This is a genomic window from Novosphingobium sp. YAF33 (assembly GCF_052113265.1).
Classification (GTDB): Bacteria; Pseudomonadota; Alphaproteobacteria; order Sphingomonadales; family Sphingomonadaceae; genus Novosphingobium.
On the sequence record NZ_JBFRCW010000007.1, the window covers coordinates 1 to 15381 of the forward strand.

The window sequence follows — 15381 nt, forward strand, 5'->3', positions numbered from 1 at the left end:
TTCCGCCGCATCGTCAACATGGTCCAGAAGGGCGAGCGCCGCCGCATCGTCAACATGGTCCAGAAGGGCGAGCGCGAGGCGCGCATCGCCAAGAAGGAAATGGTCGAGGCGAACCTGCGCCTGGTGATCTCGATCGCCAAGAAGTACACGAACCGCGGCCTTCAGTTCCTGGATCTCATCCAGGAAGGCAACATCGGCCTAATGRAGGCGGTCGACAAGTTCGAGTACCGCCGCGGCTACAAGTTCTCGACCTACGCCACCTGGTGGATCCGGCAGGCGATCACGCGCTCGATCGCGGATCAGGCCCGCACGATCCGTATCCCGGTCCACATGATCGAGACGATCAACAAGCTGGTCCGCACCAGCCGCCAGTTCCTTCACGAGCAGGGCCGCGAGCCCACGCCCGAGGAAATGGCCGAGCGCCTGTCCATGCCGCTCGAAAAGGTCCGCAAGGTGATGAAGATCGCCAAGGAGCCGATCTCGCTCGAAACGCCGATCGGCGACGAGGAAGATTCGCACCTCGGCGATTTCATCCAGGATACGAACGCGATCATCCCGGTGGATGCGGCGATCCAGGCGAACCTCAAGGAAACGGTCACCCGCGTCCTTGCCTCGCTGACCCCGCGCGAGGAGCGCGTGCTGCGCATGCGCTTCGGCATCGGCATGAACACCGACCACACCCTTGAGGAAGTCGGCCAGCAGTTCTCGGTCACCCGCGAACGTATCCGCCAGATCGAGGCCAAGGCGCTGCGCAAGCTCAAGCACCCGAGCCGCAGCCGCAAGATGCGCTCGTTCCTCGATCAGTGAAAGCAGCGAAATCTCAGGAAAAAGCCCCGCCGAAGCGGGGCTTTTTTTTCGATCTTCGTCCGCCGGGCTATCGTCCGCAAGGACGCTGGTCGACCACGTCGTAGCCCTTCGCCCGCGCCATACAGGCATTGTTGAAGGTCTGGCGCTTACCGCGCTTCACCGCGCATACCGGTGCATATTCCCGCGTGCACATCGCCGGTTGCTCAGGGCGCGGCGGAGGCGGCCGATGGGGGCGGTCTGGCCCCGGCATGGTCTCCATGCATCCCGCCATCACCAGAATGCCGGCCATACCCAATGTCGACAGCACAATACGCTTCACGGTCGCTCTCCCTTCCGCGGGTCAAAACCGCCACGAGGCTGCCCGCAGCTTGCGGTAATCGCAAGACTACAGTCTTTCCTCATCCGGAATAACCCTTAGCCCTTCACCCCGAGCTTACGAACCTGGTCGTAGGCCGCCACGCTTGCTGCCGGGGCGTCCCACCGCACCCAGAGCGCAATCCCGATCGCCAGTACCAGCAGTACCGCGGCCGCCCCTCGCACCGCCCCTTTCGGCAGCGGCCGCCTTAGCGGCACGAGCACCGGCACCGCCATCAGCAGCGGCACCAGGCAAACCATCGGAACGACCGGCCCCACCGCCTGCATCAGCGAATAGCCCAGGAGCAGCGCATAGCCTGTCACCAGGGCCGCAACGATCACGCTCGCAAGGACCGGGTCGCGCCTGGGCATCGCGCCTCGCAGCAAGGCGACCACGCCGCTCAGCAGCAAGGGCACGGTCAGGACATAGGCCGCCGTCGGCGCGAAAACCTGGAACGTCGCTCCGGCCAGCCAGACCGGCAGGACCAGCCCCACTTCGCCCGATGCCGAATCGGGCCGCCGCCAGAGCAACGCCAGCCCCACCGCGAGCGAACCGCACAAGGCCACCACCTGAAGCCTCGGGATCGCCGCCAGCCGGTCGTAATAGTTCACCGGGCCGTCCGCTCCGGACACCAGGTTCAGCGCCCAGAGCAACCCGCCGGTGAGCACGACAAGCGCCAGCATCCGCACTGCCCCGCCCACCAGCGCGGGAGGATCGAGCCGCCGCATGGCCATCATGCCATAGCCCGCGAAAGCCACCGCCAGCATCGCCCAGCCCCACCACGGCGCATAGTGGAGCACGAACAGGCCGAAGACATCGAAGAACACGATGTCCGGCGCCCGCCCCGGCAGTTCCGAGGTTTGCGTCAAGGCGCGCGCCAGTCCCAGGGTCTGCTCGCCCATCTGCTGAAGCGCGCCGCGATCAAGGTTCTGCGCGGTCGCCAGCGGCGAGTGATAGAGCCCGGGCCTGCCGATGAAGGCGAAGTTCCAGGCGGCGTAGCCGCGCGGCAGGGCGACGCTCAGGTCGGTGTCGTTGGGCAGAATGCTGTAGATGAACGTCGCCAGCGAAGTGCCCGCCAGATGCGGCGCGGAAGCCGCCCAGATCCGCGCCGCTTCGCCGTTCAGCGCAGAAGTCTGGAACAGATTGGCCTTCCCGCCGCCCCCACGCGTCTCCAGATTCACGATCGCGCCGATCCGCCCTGCCTCGCCCGCCTCGGCAAAGAACATCTTCGCCCCGTTCAGCCCGGCTTCCTCGCCATCGGTCAGGATCACCAGCACATCGCGTTTCCGGTCGCGATCGAGTGAAAGCGCGCGCACCGTTTCGAGAATCGAGGCCACACCCGCGCCGTCGTCCGCCGCTGCCGGAGAGCCCCAGACGCTGTCGTAATGGGCCATCAGCGCCACGGCCGGGAGATTCGGCTCCTTGCCGCGCAGCAGCCCCAGCACATTGACCAGCGGAATGCGTTCCGCCTTCGCCCCGCTGCGCCGGTTGAGCGCCGCGCGTGCGCCTTCCGGAAACTGCCCGTTCTGCGTACGCACGGTCAGCCCCAATCCGCCCAGGCGCTGCATCAGATAACCGCGCAAGGCCGCGTGCTCGTCCGAGCCGCTGGGATGCGGCGCGCGGGCAATGCGCTCGATATCGCCCATGGCCCGCATGGCCGAGAATTCCGCGGGCGGCGCGGAAACCGGCGCGGGGCGCGGCGGTGTCGTGCCCAGGATGGCGAGCACGATCGCCAGAAGGATCGCCGCCATCAGCCACTTGCCGTTTTTCATGCGATCCTCCTGAAATTCCGGTAACATTCCCCGTGCACAATGCCACTTCCCTCACGGGGAACCAGTCCCTTTCGAATCCGTTCGCGCGCAAGACTCGCAATGCGACGAAGTCACGACTAAGGGGAGGCGCAACGAATCTCCGCATCAGGACAGGCAGCCCGATCCCATGCGCATTGCGATTGCTTCAGACCACGCCGCCATCGACCTCAAGGCGACCCTGCGTGAATACCTTATCGAGCAAGGCCACGAAGTCGCCGACCTCGGCCCGGACACCGCGGACCGTGTCGACTATCCCGACTACGGCTACAAGCTGGCCTCCGTCGTTGCCGACGGTACGGTCCAGTTCGGGGTCGCGCTTTGCGGCTCGGGCATCGGCATCTCGATTGCCGTGAACCGCGATCCCGCCTGCCGCTGCGCGCTCGTATCCGAGCCGCTCTCGGCCGCTCTGGCGCGTGAGCACAATGACGCCAACGTCATCGCCATGGGCGCTCGCCTGACCGGCGAAGACATGGCCAAGGCCTGCCTCGATGCCTTCCTTTCGGCCGAGTTCGGTGGCGGACGCCACGCGGGCCGCGTCGAAAAGCTTTCCAACCCCGTCTTCTGAAACGGAGAAACCCGAACATGACTGTAGATACCGCCATCCGTTCCGCCGGTTTCTTCACTGACGGCGTTGCCCAGAGCGACCCCGCCGTCGCCAAGGCCATCGGCCACGAACTCAGCCGCGAGCGCAAGCAGATCGAACTGATCGCCTCGGAAAACATCGTTTCCAAGGCCGTGCTGGAAGCCCAGGGCTCGGTGCTGACCAACAAGTACGCCGAAGGCTACCCCGGCAAGCGCTACTACCAGGGTTGCGAGCCTTCGGACGAAGTCGAAACGCTCGCCATCGAGCGCGCCAAGCAGCTGTTCGACTGCGGCTTCGCCAACGTCCAGCCCCACTCGGGCGCGCAGGCCAACGGCGCGGTTCTCCTCGCCACCGTCAAGCCGGGCGACACCATCATGGGCATGAGCCTCGATGCCGGCGGCCACCTTACCCACGGCGCGCGCGCCGCGCTTTCGGGCAAGTGGTTCAAGGCCGTGCAGTACGGCGTGACCAAGGACAGCCACCTGATCGACTACGATGAGGTCGAGGCCCTGGCCAAGGAACACCAGCCCAAGCTGATCATCGCCGGCGGCTCCGCCTATCCGCGCGTCATCGACTTCAAGCGCATGCGCGAAATCGCCGATGCCGTGGGCGCGCTGTTCCAGGTGGACATGGCGCACTTCGCAGGTCTGGTCGCCGCTGGCCTGCACCCCTCGCCCTTCCCGCACGCGCACATCGCCACCACCACCACGCACAAGACGCTGCGCGGCCCCCGTGGCGGCATGATCCTCACCAATGACGAGGCGCTCGCCAAGAAGATCAACTCGGCGGTGTTCCCCGGCCTTCAGGGCGGCCCGCTGATGCACGTCGTCGCCGCCAAGGCCGTGGCCTTCGGTGAAGCGCTGCGTCCCGAGTTCAAGGACTACGCCGCGCGCGTGATCGAGAACGCCCAGGTCCTCGCGGCAACGCTGAAGGAACGCGGCGCAGCGATCGTCTCCGGCGGCACTGACACGCACCTCGCCCTGATCGACCTCTCGCCGCTCGGCGTGACCGGCAAGGACGCGGACGAGGCGCTGGAACGTGCGGGCATCACCTGCAACAAGAACGGCATCCCCTTCGATCCGCTGCCGCCGATGAAGACCAGCGGCATCCGCGTCGGCTCGCCGGCCGGTACCACGCGCGGTTTCGGCCCGGAAGAATTCCGCGAAATCGGCAACATGGTCGCCGACGTGCTCGACGGCCTTGCCAAGTGCGGCGAAGCGGGCGACGCTCAGGTGGAGCAGAACGTGCGTGCGCGCGTTGAAGCGCTGTGCGATCGATTCCCGATCTACGAGGACTGATTTCAGGAGCCCTAGTGCCATGACCGACCCGAACCGCCCCAACGACACCGGTGATTTCATGTCCGACGCCCGCCATGAGCTGGCCGGAATGCTTCAGGATGGCATGGGCCATCCCTCCACCAAGCCGGTCTTGATCTGGGGCGCGGCGGGTGCGGTCGCGGCCGCCGTGCTGCCGTTCGTGTCTATCCCGCTCGGCCTTGCGGTCGGTGCGGGATACCAGTTCTACAAGCGCGTGCGCCCCTGAAAGTCTCTCAAGTTTTGAAAGCAGCTGACTGAATGCGCTGTCCTTTTTGCGCTCACGATGATTCCCAGGTCAAGGACAGCCGCCCGACCGAGGACAATACCGCGATCCGCCGCCGCCGCCAGTGTTCCAGCTGCGGCGCGCGGTTCACCACATTCGAACGCGTGCAGCTTCGCGAAATCACCGTGGTGAAAAGCGACGACACCCGCGAACCGTTCGACCGCGCGAAGATCGAGCAGTCGGCCACCCTCGCCTGCCGCAAGCGCGGTATCGAGCGCGAGAAGATCGACCAACTGGTCTCCGGCGTGCAGCGCCAGGTCGAGACCCTGGGGGAATCGGAAGTCTCCTCGCGCGAAATCGGGGAAATGGTGATGGAAGGCCTGCGCCAGCTCGATTCCGTTGCCTACATCCGCTTCGCCTCGGTCTACCGCGCCTTCAATGAAGCGCGTGACTTCGAGGAATTTGCCGGAACAGTCCGCGATGTCGCGGGTCCGGGCGCCATGGAAGGCAGCAAGAATGACTGACGTGAACAAGCCGGTCGTCGTGCTGGTCCGCCCGCAACTGGGCGAAAACATCGGCAAGGCCGCGCGCGCCATGCTGAATTTCGGCCTCGTGGAAATGCGCCTCGTCTCCCCGCGCGACGGGTGGCCCAATCCCTCTGCCGGTCCGGCTGCGGCAGGCGCCGACGTTGTCCTGGAGCAGGCGGAAGTCTTCGAGACGCTGGCCAAAGCCGTGGCTGACTGCGCCAACGTCTACGCCACCACCGTGCGCAAGCGCGGCGTCACCAAGCCCGTCGTCACCCCCGAGCAGGCCGCGCGTGAAATCCACGCTGCAGCGGAAGCCACCGGCGCCCGCTCGGCCTACGTATTCGGACCCGAGCGTTCGGGCCTGGAGACCGAGGACGTCGCGCTCGCCCGCGCGATCCTGACGGTGCCGATCAATCCCGAATTCGCCTCGCTCAACCTGGCGCAGGCGGTGATCCTCTGCGCCTACGAGTGGTCCAAGGGCGCCGCGGCGTCCGGCGAACTCGCGCAGCCCACGCAGGAGGAACTGCTTCCCCCTGCCCCGCAGGACGAATTGGAAGGCCTCATCGGCCACTTCGAGCAACTGCTCGAACCCAAGAACTATTTCTGGCCCGAAACGCGCGCGGCAGCCAACCGGCTGACCTTGCGCAATCTTCTCACGAAGCCGGGCTGGAATCACCTCGAAGTGCGCACCCTTCGCGGTGTGCTCTCTGCCCTCGGAAACAAGCGTCGCCCGCGAGATTGAATTTTTGCCCGGCTGACGCCGGGTAGCGGCAATGGTTCCCTGTCCACCTAACGCGGTGGAAAAGGGCCGGTGCCGCTACAATCCGCTGCTGCGGATTGTCCAAAAACGCCATCTCGCTTGACATTCCTGCCCGAGCCCGTATGGGGCACCCCTTCACATGGCGCCTGCCTTCTTGACAGGTCTGTCCATTCGGCCCCGCACCCCGGTGAAGCGGCGGCCGCATTCCGCATATTAGGCGGAATGGTGCGCCCCGGGAAAACATGGACCGCTTCCACCGTGGCAGCGGCAGCAGAAAAGGAGAACGACTTATGTCGAAGCGTAAAAGCGCCAAGTACAAACTCGACCGCCGCATGGGCGAGAACATCTGGGGTCGCCCGAAGAGCTCGGTCAACCGCCGCAGCTACGGCCCTGGCCAGCACGGCCAGCGCCGCAAGGGCAAGCTGTCGGACTACGGTCTGCAGCTCCGCGCCAAGCAGAAGCTCAAGGGCTACTACGGCGACGTGACCGAGAAGCAGTTCAAGGCTACCTACCAGGAAGCCTCGCGCATGAAGGGCGACACCGGCCAGAACCTGATCGGCCTCCTCGAGCAGCGCCTGGACATGGTCGTGTACCGTTCGAAGTTCGCGCCCACCATCTTTGCGGCTCGCCAGATCGTTTCGCACGGCCACATCCGCGTCAACGGCGTGAAGTGCAACATCGCTTCGCGTCGCGTGAAGGTCGGCGACGTCATCAGCCTGGGCAACAAGGCCAAGGAAATGGCGCTGATCATCGAAGCCCAGAACCTGCCCGAGCGTGAAGTCCCCGACTACGTCGCTCAGGACGGCACCGACAAGGTGACCTTCGTTCGCGTTCCCTCGCTGGACGAAGTGCCCTATCCGGTGAAGATGGAACCGAACCTGGTCGTCGAGTTCTACTCGCGCTAAGTTTCGGGCCTATCGGCCAGAAATAGGAAGGGCGGCTCCCTCGTGGAGCTGCCCTTTTTGTTGCCCTGCGCAGTCTTATTTTTGCTGCGCCAAAACGCTGAAAAACCGCGCCGAATCGTTGGTTCTGTCAGGGAACGGACATGGAACTTGTGCATTAGACCTGCATCATGTCCCGATATCGTTTCATCACTCCCAATCGCACTGGCAAATGGTACCCCGACCTCGAAACCGCCAAGCAGTTCGCGGCCGAGATCGGTGCCGGATTCCTCGATTCCAGAACCGGACGCTTTGTGACGTACGTCGGCACCAAGCTAGAGATCGGCGCCCTTCATGAGGACCTCGAAGAAGGCCTGGAGCCCGCCTGATCTAGGGCGGTGAGTATGCGGGCCTTTGCGCCTCGCTGACAGCCTTGGATCAGTAGCGCCGGGTTATTCCGGATACTCGAAGCCGCGTCCGCGCGATGCGCCACCAACGCACTGCCGCCTGCCAACGCGATGCGATCTCCGCAAAATGTGATGGCGCCTGCTGATACTATGTCGGTTGCCCAATACACATCGTCGTCGGTTGCCCAATACACATGTCATTGCGAGCGTAGCGAAGCAATCCAGGGGCGGCTCTGCGCGACTCTGGATTGCTTCGCTACGCTCGCAATGACGAAGGGTGTGTGTGGCGGCTTAGGAGAGCGACGAATTGGGCTGGCCTCTTAGGATTAGCCCCGAACATCACCTCCGCCTCGCCCCAAGCTCCCATCATGTCGGAAGGAGACCGGCACGCCCCTTTCAGGCTACCCGTCGCGTCCGCCGAAATAATCGCGGCGGAAATCGGCCGCGAACTGCGCGAAAGTGCCTGCGGCGATGGCGCCGCGCATGCCCTGCATGAGCTGCTGGTAGAACGAGATATTGTGCTCGGTCATCAACATGGCGCCGAGGATCTCGCCGGACTTGACGAGGTGATAGAGGTAGGCCCGGCTGTAGGTCCCGCAAGTCGGGCACTTGCAGCGCTCGTCCAGCGGACTGTTGTCCTCGGCATGGCGGGCATTGCGCAAGTTCAGCGGGCCGTTCCAGGTAAAGGCCTGGCCATTGCGCCCTGAACGGCTGGGCAGGACGCAATCGAACATGTCGACTCCGCGCTCCACCGCGCCCACCAGATCGTCCGGCTTGCCCACGCCCATCAGGTAGCGTGGACGGTCGGCCGGAAGCTGGTCCGGTGCGAATTCGAGCGTAGCGAACATCGCCTCCTGCCCTTCGCCCACGGCAAGACCGCCAATGGCATAGCCGTCGAAACCGATGTCGGTGAGCGCATCGGCGCTCGCCTTGCGCAGGCCTTCGTCGAGCGCGCCCTGCTGGATGCCGAACAGCGCCGAATTGGCCGCATGTTCGCCGCCGCTGTCGAAACCGTCGCGGCTGCGCTTCGCCCAGCGCATCGACATTTCCATCGAGCGCGCGATCACGTCGCGCGGCTGGTCGATCTTCGGGCACTCGTCGAAGCACATGACGATGTCCGAGCCGAGCAGACGCTGGATCTCCATCGAGCGCTCGGGCGTCAGCAGGTGGCGCGATCCGTCGAGGTGGCTGGCGAACGTCACGCCGTTCTCCGTGATCTTGCGCAGATCCGAGAGGCTCATGACCTGATAGCCGCCGCTGTCCGTCAGGATCGGGCGATCCCAGTTCATGAACTTGTGCAATCCGCCAAGCCGCGCGACGCGCTCGGCGCCGGGGCGCAGCATGAGGTGGTAGGTATTGCCCAGGATGATGTCGGCGCCGGTGGCGCGCACGTCCTGCGGCTTCATCGCCTTCACGGTGGCAGCGGTACCCACCGGCATGAAGGCGGGCGTGCGGATTTCGCCGCGACGCATCTTGATGACGCCGGTGCGGGCCTTGCCGTCGGTGGCGTGGATGGAGAATTCGAAACGGGGGTTCATGCGCCGCCCGTTACAGCCTTCAGAAGCCGTAGACCAGTGAGAAGCGCGAGATCGTGTCGGTCCGCAGCGATCCGTCCGGCGGCGAGGTTTCATGCTCGATCGAATAGGACATCCGCGCCTTCAGCCCTTTGGCCATACCCGCTTCGAGGCCTGTGGCCGATGTGAAGGTACTGTTGCCGGTCTCGATGTAGGACGAGGCATCCTGGGTCAGCTTGATCGTCGGCCCGACCTGCCAGTCGAAATCGATCGATGTCAGTCCCGACCATGTCGTTTCCTGCGGCACGGTTACGTAGCGCGTGCGGCGAAGCGCCGGTCCGACTTCCAGCGAGAGCGTCACATTGTCGCGCTTCAGGACGCGGTAGCCGAGACCGCCGGACAGCGAGTAGCGGTCGAGGAAGCCCTGGATCCGGTCCTTTTCGTATTGCACGCGGCCATATGTGAAGAGGCCGTCGTTCAGCGTGTAGCGCGGCTGGTAGCTGGCCCCGTACTGTTCGCGCGAAACGACCCCGCGGTCCTTCTGATAGTCGGCATTGAGCTGCACGGTGTGCTGCCAGTTGAGCCCCTTGCGGTCGAGCTTGACCGCGCCGGTATAGCCGAAATTGCTGGTATTGCCGGTTGCGCGGAAGGCGCCCAGCTCGACCTTGCCGGTCCACAGCTCCAGCAGCGCGGCGCGGCGGATGCGCTCCCTTTCGGCGTTCGCCTTGTCCGCAATCTCCTGGGCGTTCGCATCCAGGAACGCCTGGTGGATCGCGCGGATCTCGTCCTTGTCATAAGGCTGCGTGGAGAGCGCGGCCTTCACCACGGCACCGACGACGGCGGAGTCCTTGGTCTTGACCGCCGCTTCGAGCATCGATTTCACATTGCCCGGCAGGCGCGGCGGCGACACGGCGATGTAAGGCGGCGGAGCGACATAGTCCGGCAGTTCGAGGCGCACCGGCAGTTCCTCGACGGGGAACAGCGGCACCAGTTCCAGCTCGGGGAAAGTCTCGAAATGATAGGGCTGAAACTGAACCGACAGGGGTTCCTGGGCCTGCGCCGAGACGGCGATGAACAGAGCAGGCACACTAAAACAAACAGCCGAACGCATTGTCATGTCACGATATTACCGATTCAGGCGCGCAGGCGCCACCCCGTGCGGAAGATCCAGGCGATGAAGCTGACGCACAGCGCCAGGAAGCCCAGCGTCATGCCCAGCGACAGGCCGATCGGGAAATCGGAACTGCCATAGAAGCACCAGCGCAGTCCGTTGACCAGATAGACGACCGGATTTGCCATCGCCACAGACCGCCAGGGCTCGGGGAGCAGGTCGATGGAGTAGAAGGTGCCGCCCAGGAATGTCAGCGGCACGATGAACAGCACCGGAACGATGCCCAGCTTTTCGAAACTGTCCGCCCAGATGCCCAGGATGAAGCCGAACAGCGAGAAGCTCGCCGAAACCAGCAGGATGAAGCCCAGCGCATAGAACGGATGGGCCACCGTATAGTCGACGAAGAACGTGGCGGTGGTGAGGATGATGGCGGCCAGGATCAGCGACTTGGTGGCCGCTGCACCCACGAAGCCGATCAGCGTCTCGGCCACGCCGACGGGCGCCGAAAGCAGCTCGTAGATCGCGCCGGTGAAGCGCGGCATGTAGATGCCGAAGCTGCCGTTCGAGGTACTTTCGCTGAGCAGGGTCAGCAGCAGCAGGCCCGGCACGATGAAGGCGCCGTAGTTCACCCCGGCCATGCCCGAATCCATCTTGCTGCCGATCGCCGCGCCGAAAACGACGAAGTAGAGCACGGTCGTCAGCACCGGCCCGAGGATCGACTGCATGGCCGTGCGCAGGGCCCGCATGACCTCGCGCTTGTAGATGGTCCAGGTGCTGCGTGCATTGAAGGCGATCATGCCGCCGCTCCTTCCAGAAGGTCGACGAAGATGTCTTCGAGGCTCGATTCGCGAATGTCGATGGCGGTATAGTCGATGCCGTTCGCGACCAGGTCCTTGGTCAGCTGCGCCACTTGCGCCTTGCCGCCGCCCGAACCGTCGCCGCCGCGATAGACCAGTTCCAGCCCGTCGTCCGCGAGCGTGAGGTTGTAGTCCGCCAGGGCCGCGGGAATGGCGGGCAGCGGCACGGGAAGGCCGATATGCGCCTCGGTACGGCCCAGCCGCTTCATCAGCGAGCGGGTGTCCTCGACCATGCGGATGCTGCCGGCCTGGATGATCCCGACGCGGTCGGCCATCTCCTCGGCCTCTTCGATATAGTGCGTGGTGAGGATGATCGTGGTGCCGCGGTCACGGAGTTGGGCGATCTGCGCCCACATGTCGCGCCGAAGTTCCACGTCGACGCCGGCGGTCGGCTCATCCAGAAACAGCAGGTCCGGTTCGTGCGCCAGCGCCTTGGCGATCAGCACGCGCCGCTTCATGCCGCCGGAAAGCGCGCGGATCTGCGACTTGCGCTTGTCCCACAGGCTGAGCGCGCGCAGGATTTCCTCGATCCGCGCGGCATCGGGCGCCAGCCCGAACAGCCCTCGAGAATAGTTGACGGAATGGAGGACCGTCTCGAACATGTCGGTCGCCAGTTCCTGCGGCACCAGACCGATGCGGGCACGCAGTGCGCGCCAGCCGTGAGTCATGTCCTCTCCGAAAGCGCGGATCGTCCCGCTGCTCGGTCGGACCAGGCCRCAGACGGCGCCGATCAGCGTGGTCTTGCCGGCGCCATTGGGGCCGAGCAGTGCGAAGATCTCGCCCTTGTTGATCGTGAGGTCCACGCCCTGGAGCGCGGTGAAGCCCCCGGCGTAAGTCTTGGTCAGGCCGCTGATTTCGAGAATGGGTTCCATGGAGCGCGTGATGCGCGAAACCGGTGACAGTTCCAAGTCCCCTCAGGGTAAAAGTAGACTGGAATCTCCGTAGGAATAGAAGCGGTAACCCTCGCCGATAGCATGGGCGTAGACTTCCTGCATCCGCTCCAGTCCCATCAGCGCCGAGACCAGCATGAACAGCGTGGATTTCGGCAAGTGGAAGTTGGTCATCAGCCCGTCGATCGCCTTGAAGCGGTAGCCGGGGGTGATGAAGATCGCGGTATCGCCTTCGAAGGGACGAATCACATCGTCCTCCCCGGTCGCGCTTTCGAGTAGGCGCAGGCTGGTGGTGCCGACCGCGATGACCCGGCCGCCCGCCGCGCGCGCGGCGTTGAGACGGTTCGCTGTCTCTGCGTCGATCCGGCCCCATTCGGCATGCATGCGGTGGTCCGCGGTCTCCTCGGCCTTGACCGGGAGGAAGGTGCCCGCGCCGACATGGAGCGTGAGCGTCTCGCGCTTCACGCCTGCCGCATCCAGCCGCTCGATGAGTTCGGGCGTGAAATGCAGCGCCGCGGTAGGCGCCGCGACGGCGCCCTTCTCGCGCGCGAACACCGTCTGGTAGTCGCTGGCGTCCTGCTCGTCGGTCTCGCGCTTGCCGGCGATATAGGGCGGCAGCGGCATGCGCCCTGCCCTTTCGAGCAGGACTTCGACGGGCTCGTCGCCTTCGAAGTGCAAGGTCCAGCTGCCGTCATCGTGCCGTTCTTCGGCAAGTGCCGTGACGTCGGCAGGAAATTCGATGCGGTCGCCGGCTTTCAGGCGCTTGGCATTGCGGACGAAAGCCTGCCAGCGGCGCAAGTCCATGCGCTTGTGCAGGGTGGCGCCGATCCGCGCTTCTCCGCGGCGCCCTTCGAGCTGGGCGGGAATGACGCGGGTGTCGTTGAAGACCAGGACGTCGCCGGCCCGCAGTTCGCCGGGAAGATCGCGCACGACGCGTTCGGCCATCGGGCCTGCAGCGCGCCCCTGCACCACCAGCATCCGCGCCGAATCGCGAGGACGCGCAGGACGCAGGGCGATGTTCTCAGGCGGAAGGTCGAAGTCGAAAAGGTCAACGCGCATGGAGCGCCCTCTAGGGGCGCTCACACGCGGCGTCATCCATTTTTCGCGTCAGGTCAGTTCGACTTCGACTTGCTGAGCTGGTCGGCCGTGATCGACTGCGGCGCCGGGGCGACCGGAGCAACCGGCGGCGGTGCCTTGTGCTCGGAAGCCAGCGAAGCCTGGACGATCTTCGTCGGGTTCTGCGGCGGCTCGCCGCGCTGGATCGCGTCGACGTACTGCATGCCCGAAATCACGCGGCCGAAGTTCGTGTACTTACGGTCCAGCGAGAAGCGCGGGTAGAACACGATGAAGAACTGGCTGTTGGCGCTGTTCGGCTCGTTGGTGCGGGCCATCGACACCGTGCCGCGAACATGCGGCATCGCGTTGAATTCGGCGGTGAGGTCGGGAAGCTGCGAGCCGCCCTGCCCGGTGCCCGTCGGATCACCGGTCTGCGCCATGAAGCCGTCGATCACGCGGTGGAAGATCTGGCCGTTGTAGAAGCCCTGCGCCGCCAGCGTCTTGACCCGCTCGACGTGGTGCGGCGCCCATTCCGGCATGAGCCGAATGGCGACGCGGCCGCCGTCCGAGAGATCGAGCAGGAGCACGTTCTCGGGCTGGTGCGTGACGTCGGGATCGACGAAAGTGGGCAGCGCTGCCACCGGCGGCGTCGGGGTCGGATCTTCCTTCTTCTTGGCCAGAGCAGGCGTAGCCGCCAGCGCCAGGCCGATCATCGTCGCGGTAAGGGTCAGGCGAAACGTCATCGAATACTCACAGGAAGGAAGCCGTTCAGGCCAGGGGCGATAGTGCCCCGCTGCTGACGTGACAATGAATGAATTTGTCGCAAGGACCGCGTGAAGGGTTCTGCGAGGTTCTCAGTAGTCGCCGAGGAGACCGTTGCGGGAGACTCTCGCCATCACGTCCTCGCGCACGGCGGGGCTCACGAACTTGGCGATTTCCCCGCCGAACATGGCGATTTCCTTGACCAGCTTGGAGGCGATCGGCTGGAGGCTGACGTCCGCCATCAGGAACACCGTCTCGATGGAAGGATTGAGCTGCTGGTTCATCCCCGCCATCTGGTACTCGTATTCGAAGTCCGCGACGGCGCGCAGCCCCCTCACGATGACGCTGGCGCCCTGCTTCTGCGCGAACTTCATCAGCAGCGCGTTGAAGCCTACCACGGTGACGTTCTCGATCCCCAGCGCCGCCACTTCGCGCTCGACCATGGCCATCCGTTCTTCGGGCGTGAACAGCGGATTCTTCGAAGGGTTCGTCGTCACGCCGATAATCAGGCGATCGACCAGCTTGGCGCCGCGCCGGATGATATCGGCATGGCCCAGCGTGATGGGATCGAAAGTGCCGGGATAGACCCCGATACGTTCACCAAGGCTCATCAATGATCCCTCTCGATGATATAGCGCGCCACGGCACGCAGCAGGTCGGCTTCCTTGCCGTGCTGCGCCAGGTGGCCGATAGCCTGTTCGACCAGCATGCGGGCCTGTTCGCGGGCGCGATCCGGGCCGAGCAGCGAGACGAATGTCTCCTTGCCCGCCGTGGCGTCCTTGCCCACGGCCTTGCCGGCGACGGAAGCGTCGCCCTCATGATCGATGAGGTCGTCCGCGATCTGGAAGGCGAGGCCGATGTCCCGCGCATAGCCGCGCAAGTGGGCGCGGCCTTCCGGCGGCAGGCGCCCGAGGATAGCACCCATCTCCACCGCCGCGCCCAGCAGCGCGCCGGTCTTGAGCTGCTGCAGCCGCGTGACGGTCTGGAGGTCGAATTCGCTGGTCTCGGCCACGAGGTCCATCATCTGCCCGCCGGCCATGCCCTGCGCACCGCTGGCATGACCCAGCGCCTGCACGAGTTCGATGCGGGTGAAGGGATCCGCGCTCGTGGCCGGATCGCTCAGCACCTCGAAAGCGAAGGCATGGAGCGAGTCGCCCGCCAGCACGGCCGTGGCCTCGTCGAAGGCGAGATGAAGCGTGGGCTTGCCGTGGCGCAGGGCGTCATCGTCCATGCACGGCAGGTCGTCATGGATCAGCGAATAGACATGGATCGATTCGATGGCGATGGCTGCGCGAATCGCCGCCTCGCGCACGACGCCGTACATTTCCGCGACCCCGGCCAGCAGCAGCGGCCGCAAACGCTTGCCGCCGCCGATCGCGGCGTAGCGCATGGCCTCCACCAGCCGTGCCCGGGCATCGTCGGGAACCGGCAACAGCGCATCGAAGGCGCCGTCGATTTCCTCGGCTATGCGGGCGAGGCCTTCGGAAAGGATCGGATCGGTCACGGCGACCTCACTCACGA

18 protein-coding genes are annotated in these 15381 nt (G+C 65.0%); 8 read left to right on the forward strand and 10 right to left on the reverse strand.

What is annotated here, in order from left to right; all coding sequences use genetic code 11:
* On the forward strand, positions 1-807 hold an 807-nt coding region (rpoD, locus tag AB4Z00_RS15570; RefSeq protein ID WP_442046525.1), incomplete at its 5' end, for an RNA polymerase sigma factor RpoD.
* 67 nt (positions 808-874) lie between these two features.
* Here rpoD and AB4Z00_RS15575 read toward each other — a convergent pair.
* Together AB4Z00_RS15575 and AB4Z00_RS15580 are read right to left on the reverse strand one after the other, a co-directional pair.
* Complete coding sequence (locus tag AB4Z00_RS15575; RefSeq protein ID WP_132262905.1) at positions 875-1126, reverse strand: hypothetical protein; 252 nt, start codon at positions 1124-1126, stop codon at positions 875-877.
* 95 nt (positions 1127-1221) lie between these two features.
* Positions 1222-2934, reverse strand: coding sequence for a M28 family peptidase (locus tag AB4Z00_RS15580; RefSeq protein ID WP_442046526.1), 1713 nt, complete (start codon positions 2932-2934; stop codon positions 1222-1224).
* 166 nt (positions 2935-3100) lie between these two features.
* Between AB4Z00_RS15580 and rpiB the strand changes: the two genes are divergently transcribed.
* The 7 genes from rpiB (at position 3101) to AB4Z00_RS15615 (ending at position 7652) form a co-directional block, all read left to right on the forward strand.
* Positions 3101-3538, forward strand: a complete 438-nt coding sequence (gene rpiB, locus AB4Z00_RS15585; protein ID WP_132262908.1) for a ribose 5-phosphate isomerase B — start codon at positions 3101-3103, stop codon at positions 3536-3538.
* 17 nt (positions 3539-3555) lie between these two features.
* A complete protein-coding gene (gene glyA, locus AB4Z00_RS15590) occupies positions 3556-4854 on the forward strand; it encodes a serine hydroxymethyltransferase (protein WP_442046527.1) in 1299 nt (432 codons plus the stop codon).
* A gap of 19 nt (positions 4855-4873) precedes the next feature.
* Positions 4874-5098 carry a hypothetical protein gene (locus AB4Z00_RS15595; RefSeq protein WP_132262912.1) on the forward strand — a complete coding sequence of 75 codons (225 nt, stop codon included), beginning with the start codon at positions 4874-4876 and terminating at the stop codon, positions 5096-5098.
* A gap of 32 nt (positions 5099-5130) precedes the next feature.
* Positions 5131-5619 carry a transcriptional regulator NrdR gene (gene nrdR, locus AB4Z00_RS15600; protein WP_132262913.1) on the forward strand — a complete coding sequence of 163 codons (489 nt, stop codon included), beginning with the start codon at positions 5131-5133 and terminating at the stop codon, positions 5617-5619.
* A complete protein-coding gene (locus AB4Z00_RS15605) occupies positions 5612-6364 on the forward strand; it encodes an RNA methyltransferase (protein WP_442046528.1) in 753 nt (250 codons plus the stop codon). Before nrdR ends, AB4Z00_RS15605 begins: the two co-directional genes overlap by 8 nt.
* A gap of 308 nt (positions 6365-6672) precedes the next feature.
* Positions 6673-7287, forward strand: coding sequence for a 30S ribosomal protein S4 (gene rpsD / locus AB4Z00_RS15610; protein WP_021235709.1), 615 nt, complete (start codon positions 6673-6675; stop codon positions 7285-7287).
* Positions 7288-7454: 167 nt separating this feature from the next.
* Complete coding sequence (locus AB4Z00_RS15615; protein WP_134092953.1) at positions 7455-7652, forward strand: hypothetical protein; 198 nt, start codon at positions 7455-7457, stop codon at positions 7650-7652.
* 419 nt (positions 7653-8071) lie between these two features.
* Here the strand turns inward: AB4Z00_RS15615 and tgt are convergent, their stop codons facing one another.
* The 8 genes from tgt to AB4Z00_RS15655 form a co-directional block, all read right to left on the reverse strand.
* Positions 8072-9208, reverse strand: a complete 1137-nt coding sequence (tgt, locus tag AB4Z00_RS15620; protein ID WP_442046529.1) for a tRNA guanosine(34) transglycosylase Tgt — start codon at positions 9206-9208, stop codon at positions 8072-8074.
* A 19-nt stretch (positions 9209-9227) separates the two neighbouring features.
* On the reverse strand, positions 9228-10271 hold the full coding sequence (locus AB4Z00_RS15625; protein ID WP_243840837.1) for a DUF481 domain-containing protein: 1044 nt from the start codon (positions 10269-10271) through the stop codon (positions 9228-9230).
* Between the two features lie 47 nt (positions 10272-10318).
* A complete protein-coding gene (locus AB4Z00_RS15630; protein WP_134092956.1) occupies positions 10319-11092 on the reverse strand; it encodes an ABC transporter permease in 774 nt (257 codons plus the stop codon).
* Positions 11089-12024: an ABC transporter ATP-binding protein gene (locus tag AB4Z00_RS15635; protein ID WP_132262923.1), complete on the reverse strand. Its 936-nt coding sequence runs from the start codon at positions 12022-12024 to the stop codon at positions 11089-11091. The genes AB4Z00_RS15630 and AB4Z00_RS15635 overlap by 4 nt, the downstream gene beginning before the upstream one ends.
* Before the next feature lie 42 nt (positions 12025-12066).
* On the reverse strand, positions 12067-13101 hold the full coding sequence (gene queA, locus AB4Z00_RS15640; RefSeq protein ID WP_442046530.1) for a tRNA preQ1(34) S-adenosylmethionine ribosyltransferase-isomerase QueA: 1035 nt from the start codon (positions 13099-13101) through the stop codon (positions 12067-12069).
* 53 nt (positions 13102-13154) lie between these two features.
* Positions 13155-13841, reverse strand: a complete 687-nt coding sequence (locus tag AB4Z00_RS15645) for a peptidylprolyl isomerase (protein ID WP_132262927.1) — start codon at positions 13839-13841, stop codon at positions 13155-13157.
* A gap of 111 nt (positions 13842-13952) precedes the next feature.
* The gene (gene coaD / locus AB4Z00_RS15650) at positions 13953-14471 is read right to left on the reverse strand and encodes a pantetheine-phosphate adenylyltransferase (RefSeq protein ID WP_132262929.1); all 519 of its coding nucleotides are present in this window, start codon (positions 14469-14471) and stop codon (positions 13953-13955) included.
* Entirely contained in the window at positions 14471-15379 is a 909-nt protein-coding gene (locus AB4Z00_RS15655) for a polyprenyl synthetase family protein (RefSeq protein ID WP_442046531.1), read from the reverse strand. The genes coaD and AB4Z00_RS15655 overlap by 1 nt, the downstream gene beginning before the upstream one ends.
* Between the last annotated feature and the right edge of the window lie 2 nt (positions 15380-15381).

What these genes read in the sequence shown, in the direction of transcription:
- AB4Z00_RS15580 (WP_442046526.1), bottom strand. Translation starts at nt 2,934, where the DNA reads ATGAAAAACGGCAAGTGGCTGATGGCGGCGATCCTTCTGGCGATCGTG.
- rpiB (WP_132262908.1), top strand. Translation starts at nt 3,101, where the DNA reads ATGCGCATTGCGATTGCTTCAGACCACGCCGCCATCGACCTCAAGGCG.
- AB4Z00_RS15630 (WP_134092956.1), bottom strand. Translation starts at nt 11,092, where the DNA reads ATGATCGCCTTCAATGCACGCAGCACCTGGACCATCTACAAGCGCGAG.
- nrdR (WP_132262913.1), top strand. Translation starts at nt 5,131, where the DNA reads ATGCGCTGTCCTTTTTGCGCTCACGATGATTCCCAGGTCAAGGACAGC.
- AB4Z00_RS15595 (WP_132262912.1), top strand. Translation starts at nt 4,874, where the DNA reads ATGACCGACCCGAACCGCCCCAACGACACCGGTGATTTCATGTCCGAC.
- AB4Z00_RS15605 (WP_442046528.1), top strand. Translation starts at nt 5,612, where the DNA reads ATGACTGACGTGAACAAGCCGGTCGTCGTGCTGGTCCGCCCGCAACTG.
- AB4Z00_RS15645 (WP_132262927.1), bottom strand. Translation starts at nt 13,841, where the DNA reads ATGACGTTTCGCCTGACCCTTACCGCGACGATGATCGGCCTGGCGCTG.
- queA (WP_442046530.1), bottom strand. Translation starts at nt 13,101, where the DNA reads ATGCGCGTTGACCTTTTCGACTTCGACCTTCCGCCTGAGAACATCGCC.
- coaD (WP_132262929.1), bottom strand. Translation starts at nt 14,471, where the DNA reads ATGAGCCTTGGTGAACGTATCGGGGTCTATCCCGGCACTTTCGATCCC.
- glyA (WP_442046527.1), top strand. Translation starts at nt 3,556, where the DNA reads ATGACTGTAGATACCGCCATCCGTTCCGCCGGTTTCTTCACTGACGGC.
- AB4Z00_RS15615 (WP_134092953.1), top strand. Translation starts at nt 7,455, where the DNA reads ATGTCCCGATATCGTTTCATCACTCCCAATCGCACTGGCAAATGGTAC.
- rpsD (WP_021235709.1), top strand. Translation starts at nt 6,673, where the DNA reads ATGTCGAAGCGTAAAAGCGCCAAGTACAAACTCGACCGCCGCATGGGC.
- tgt (WP_442046529.1), bottom strand. Translation starts at nt 9,208, where the DNA reads ATGAACCCCCGTTTCGAATTCTCCATCCACGCCACCGACGGCAAGGCC.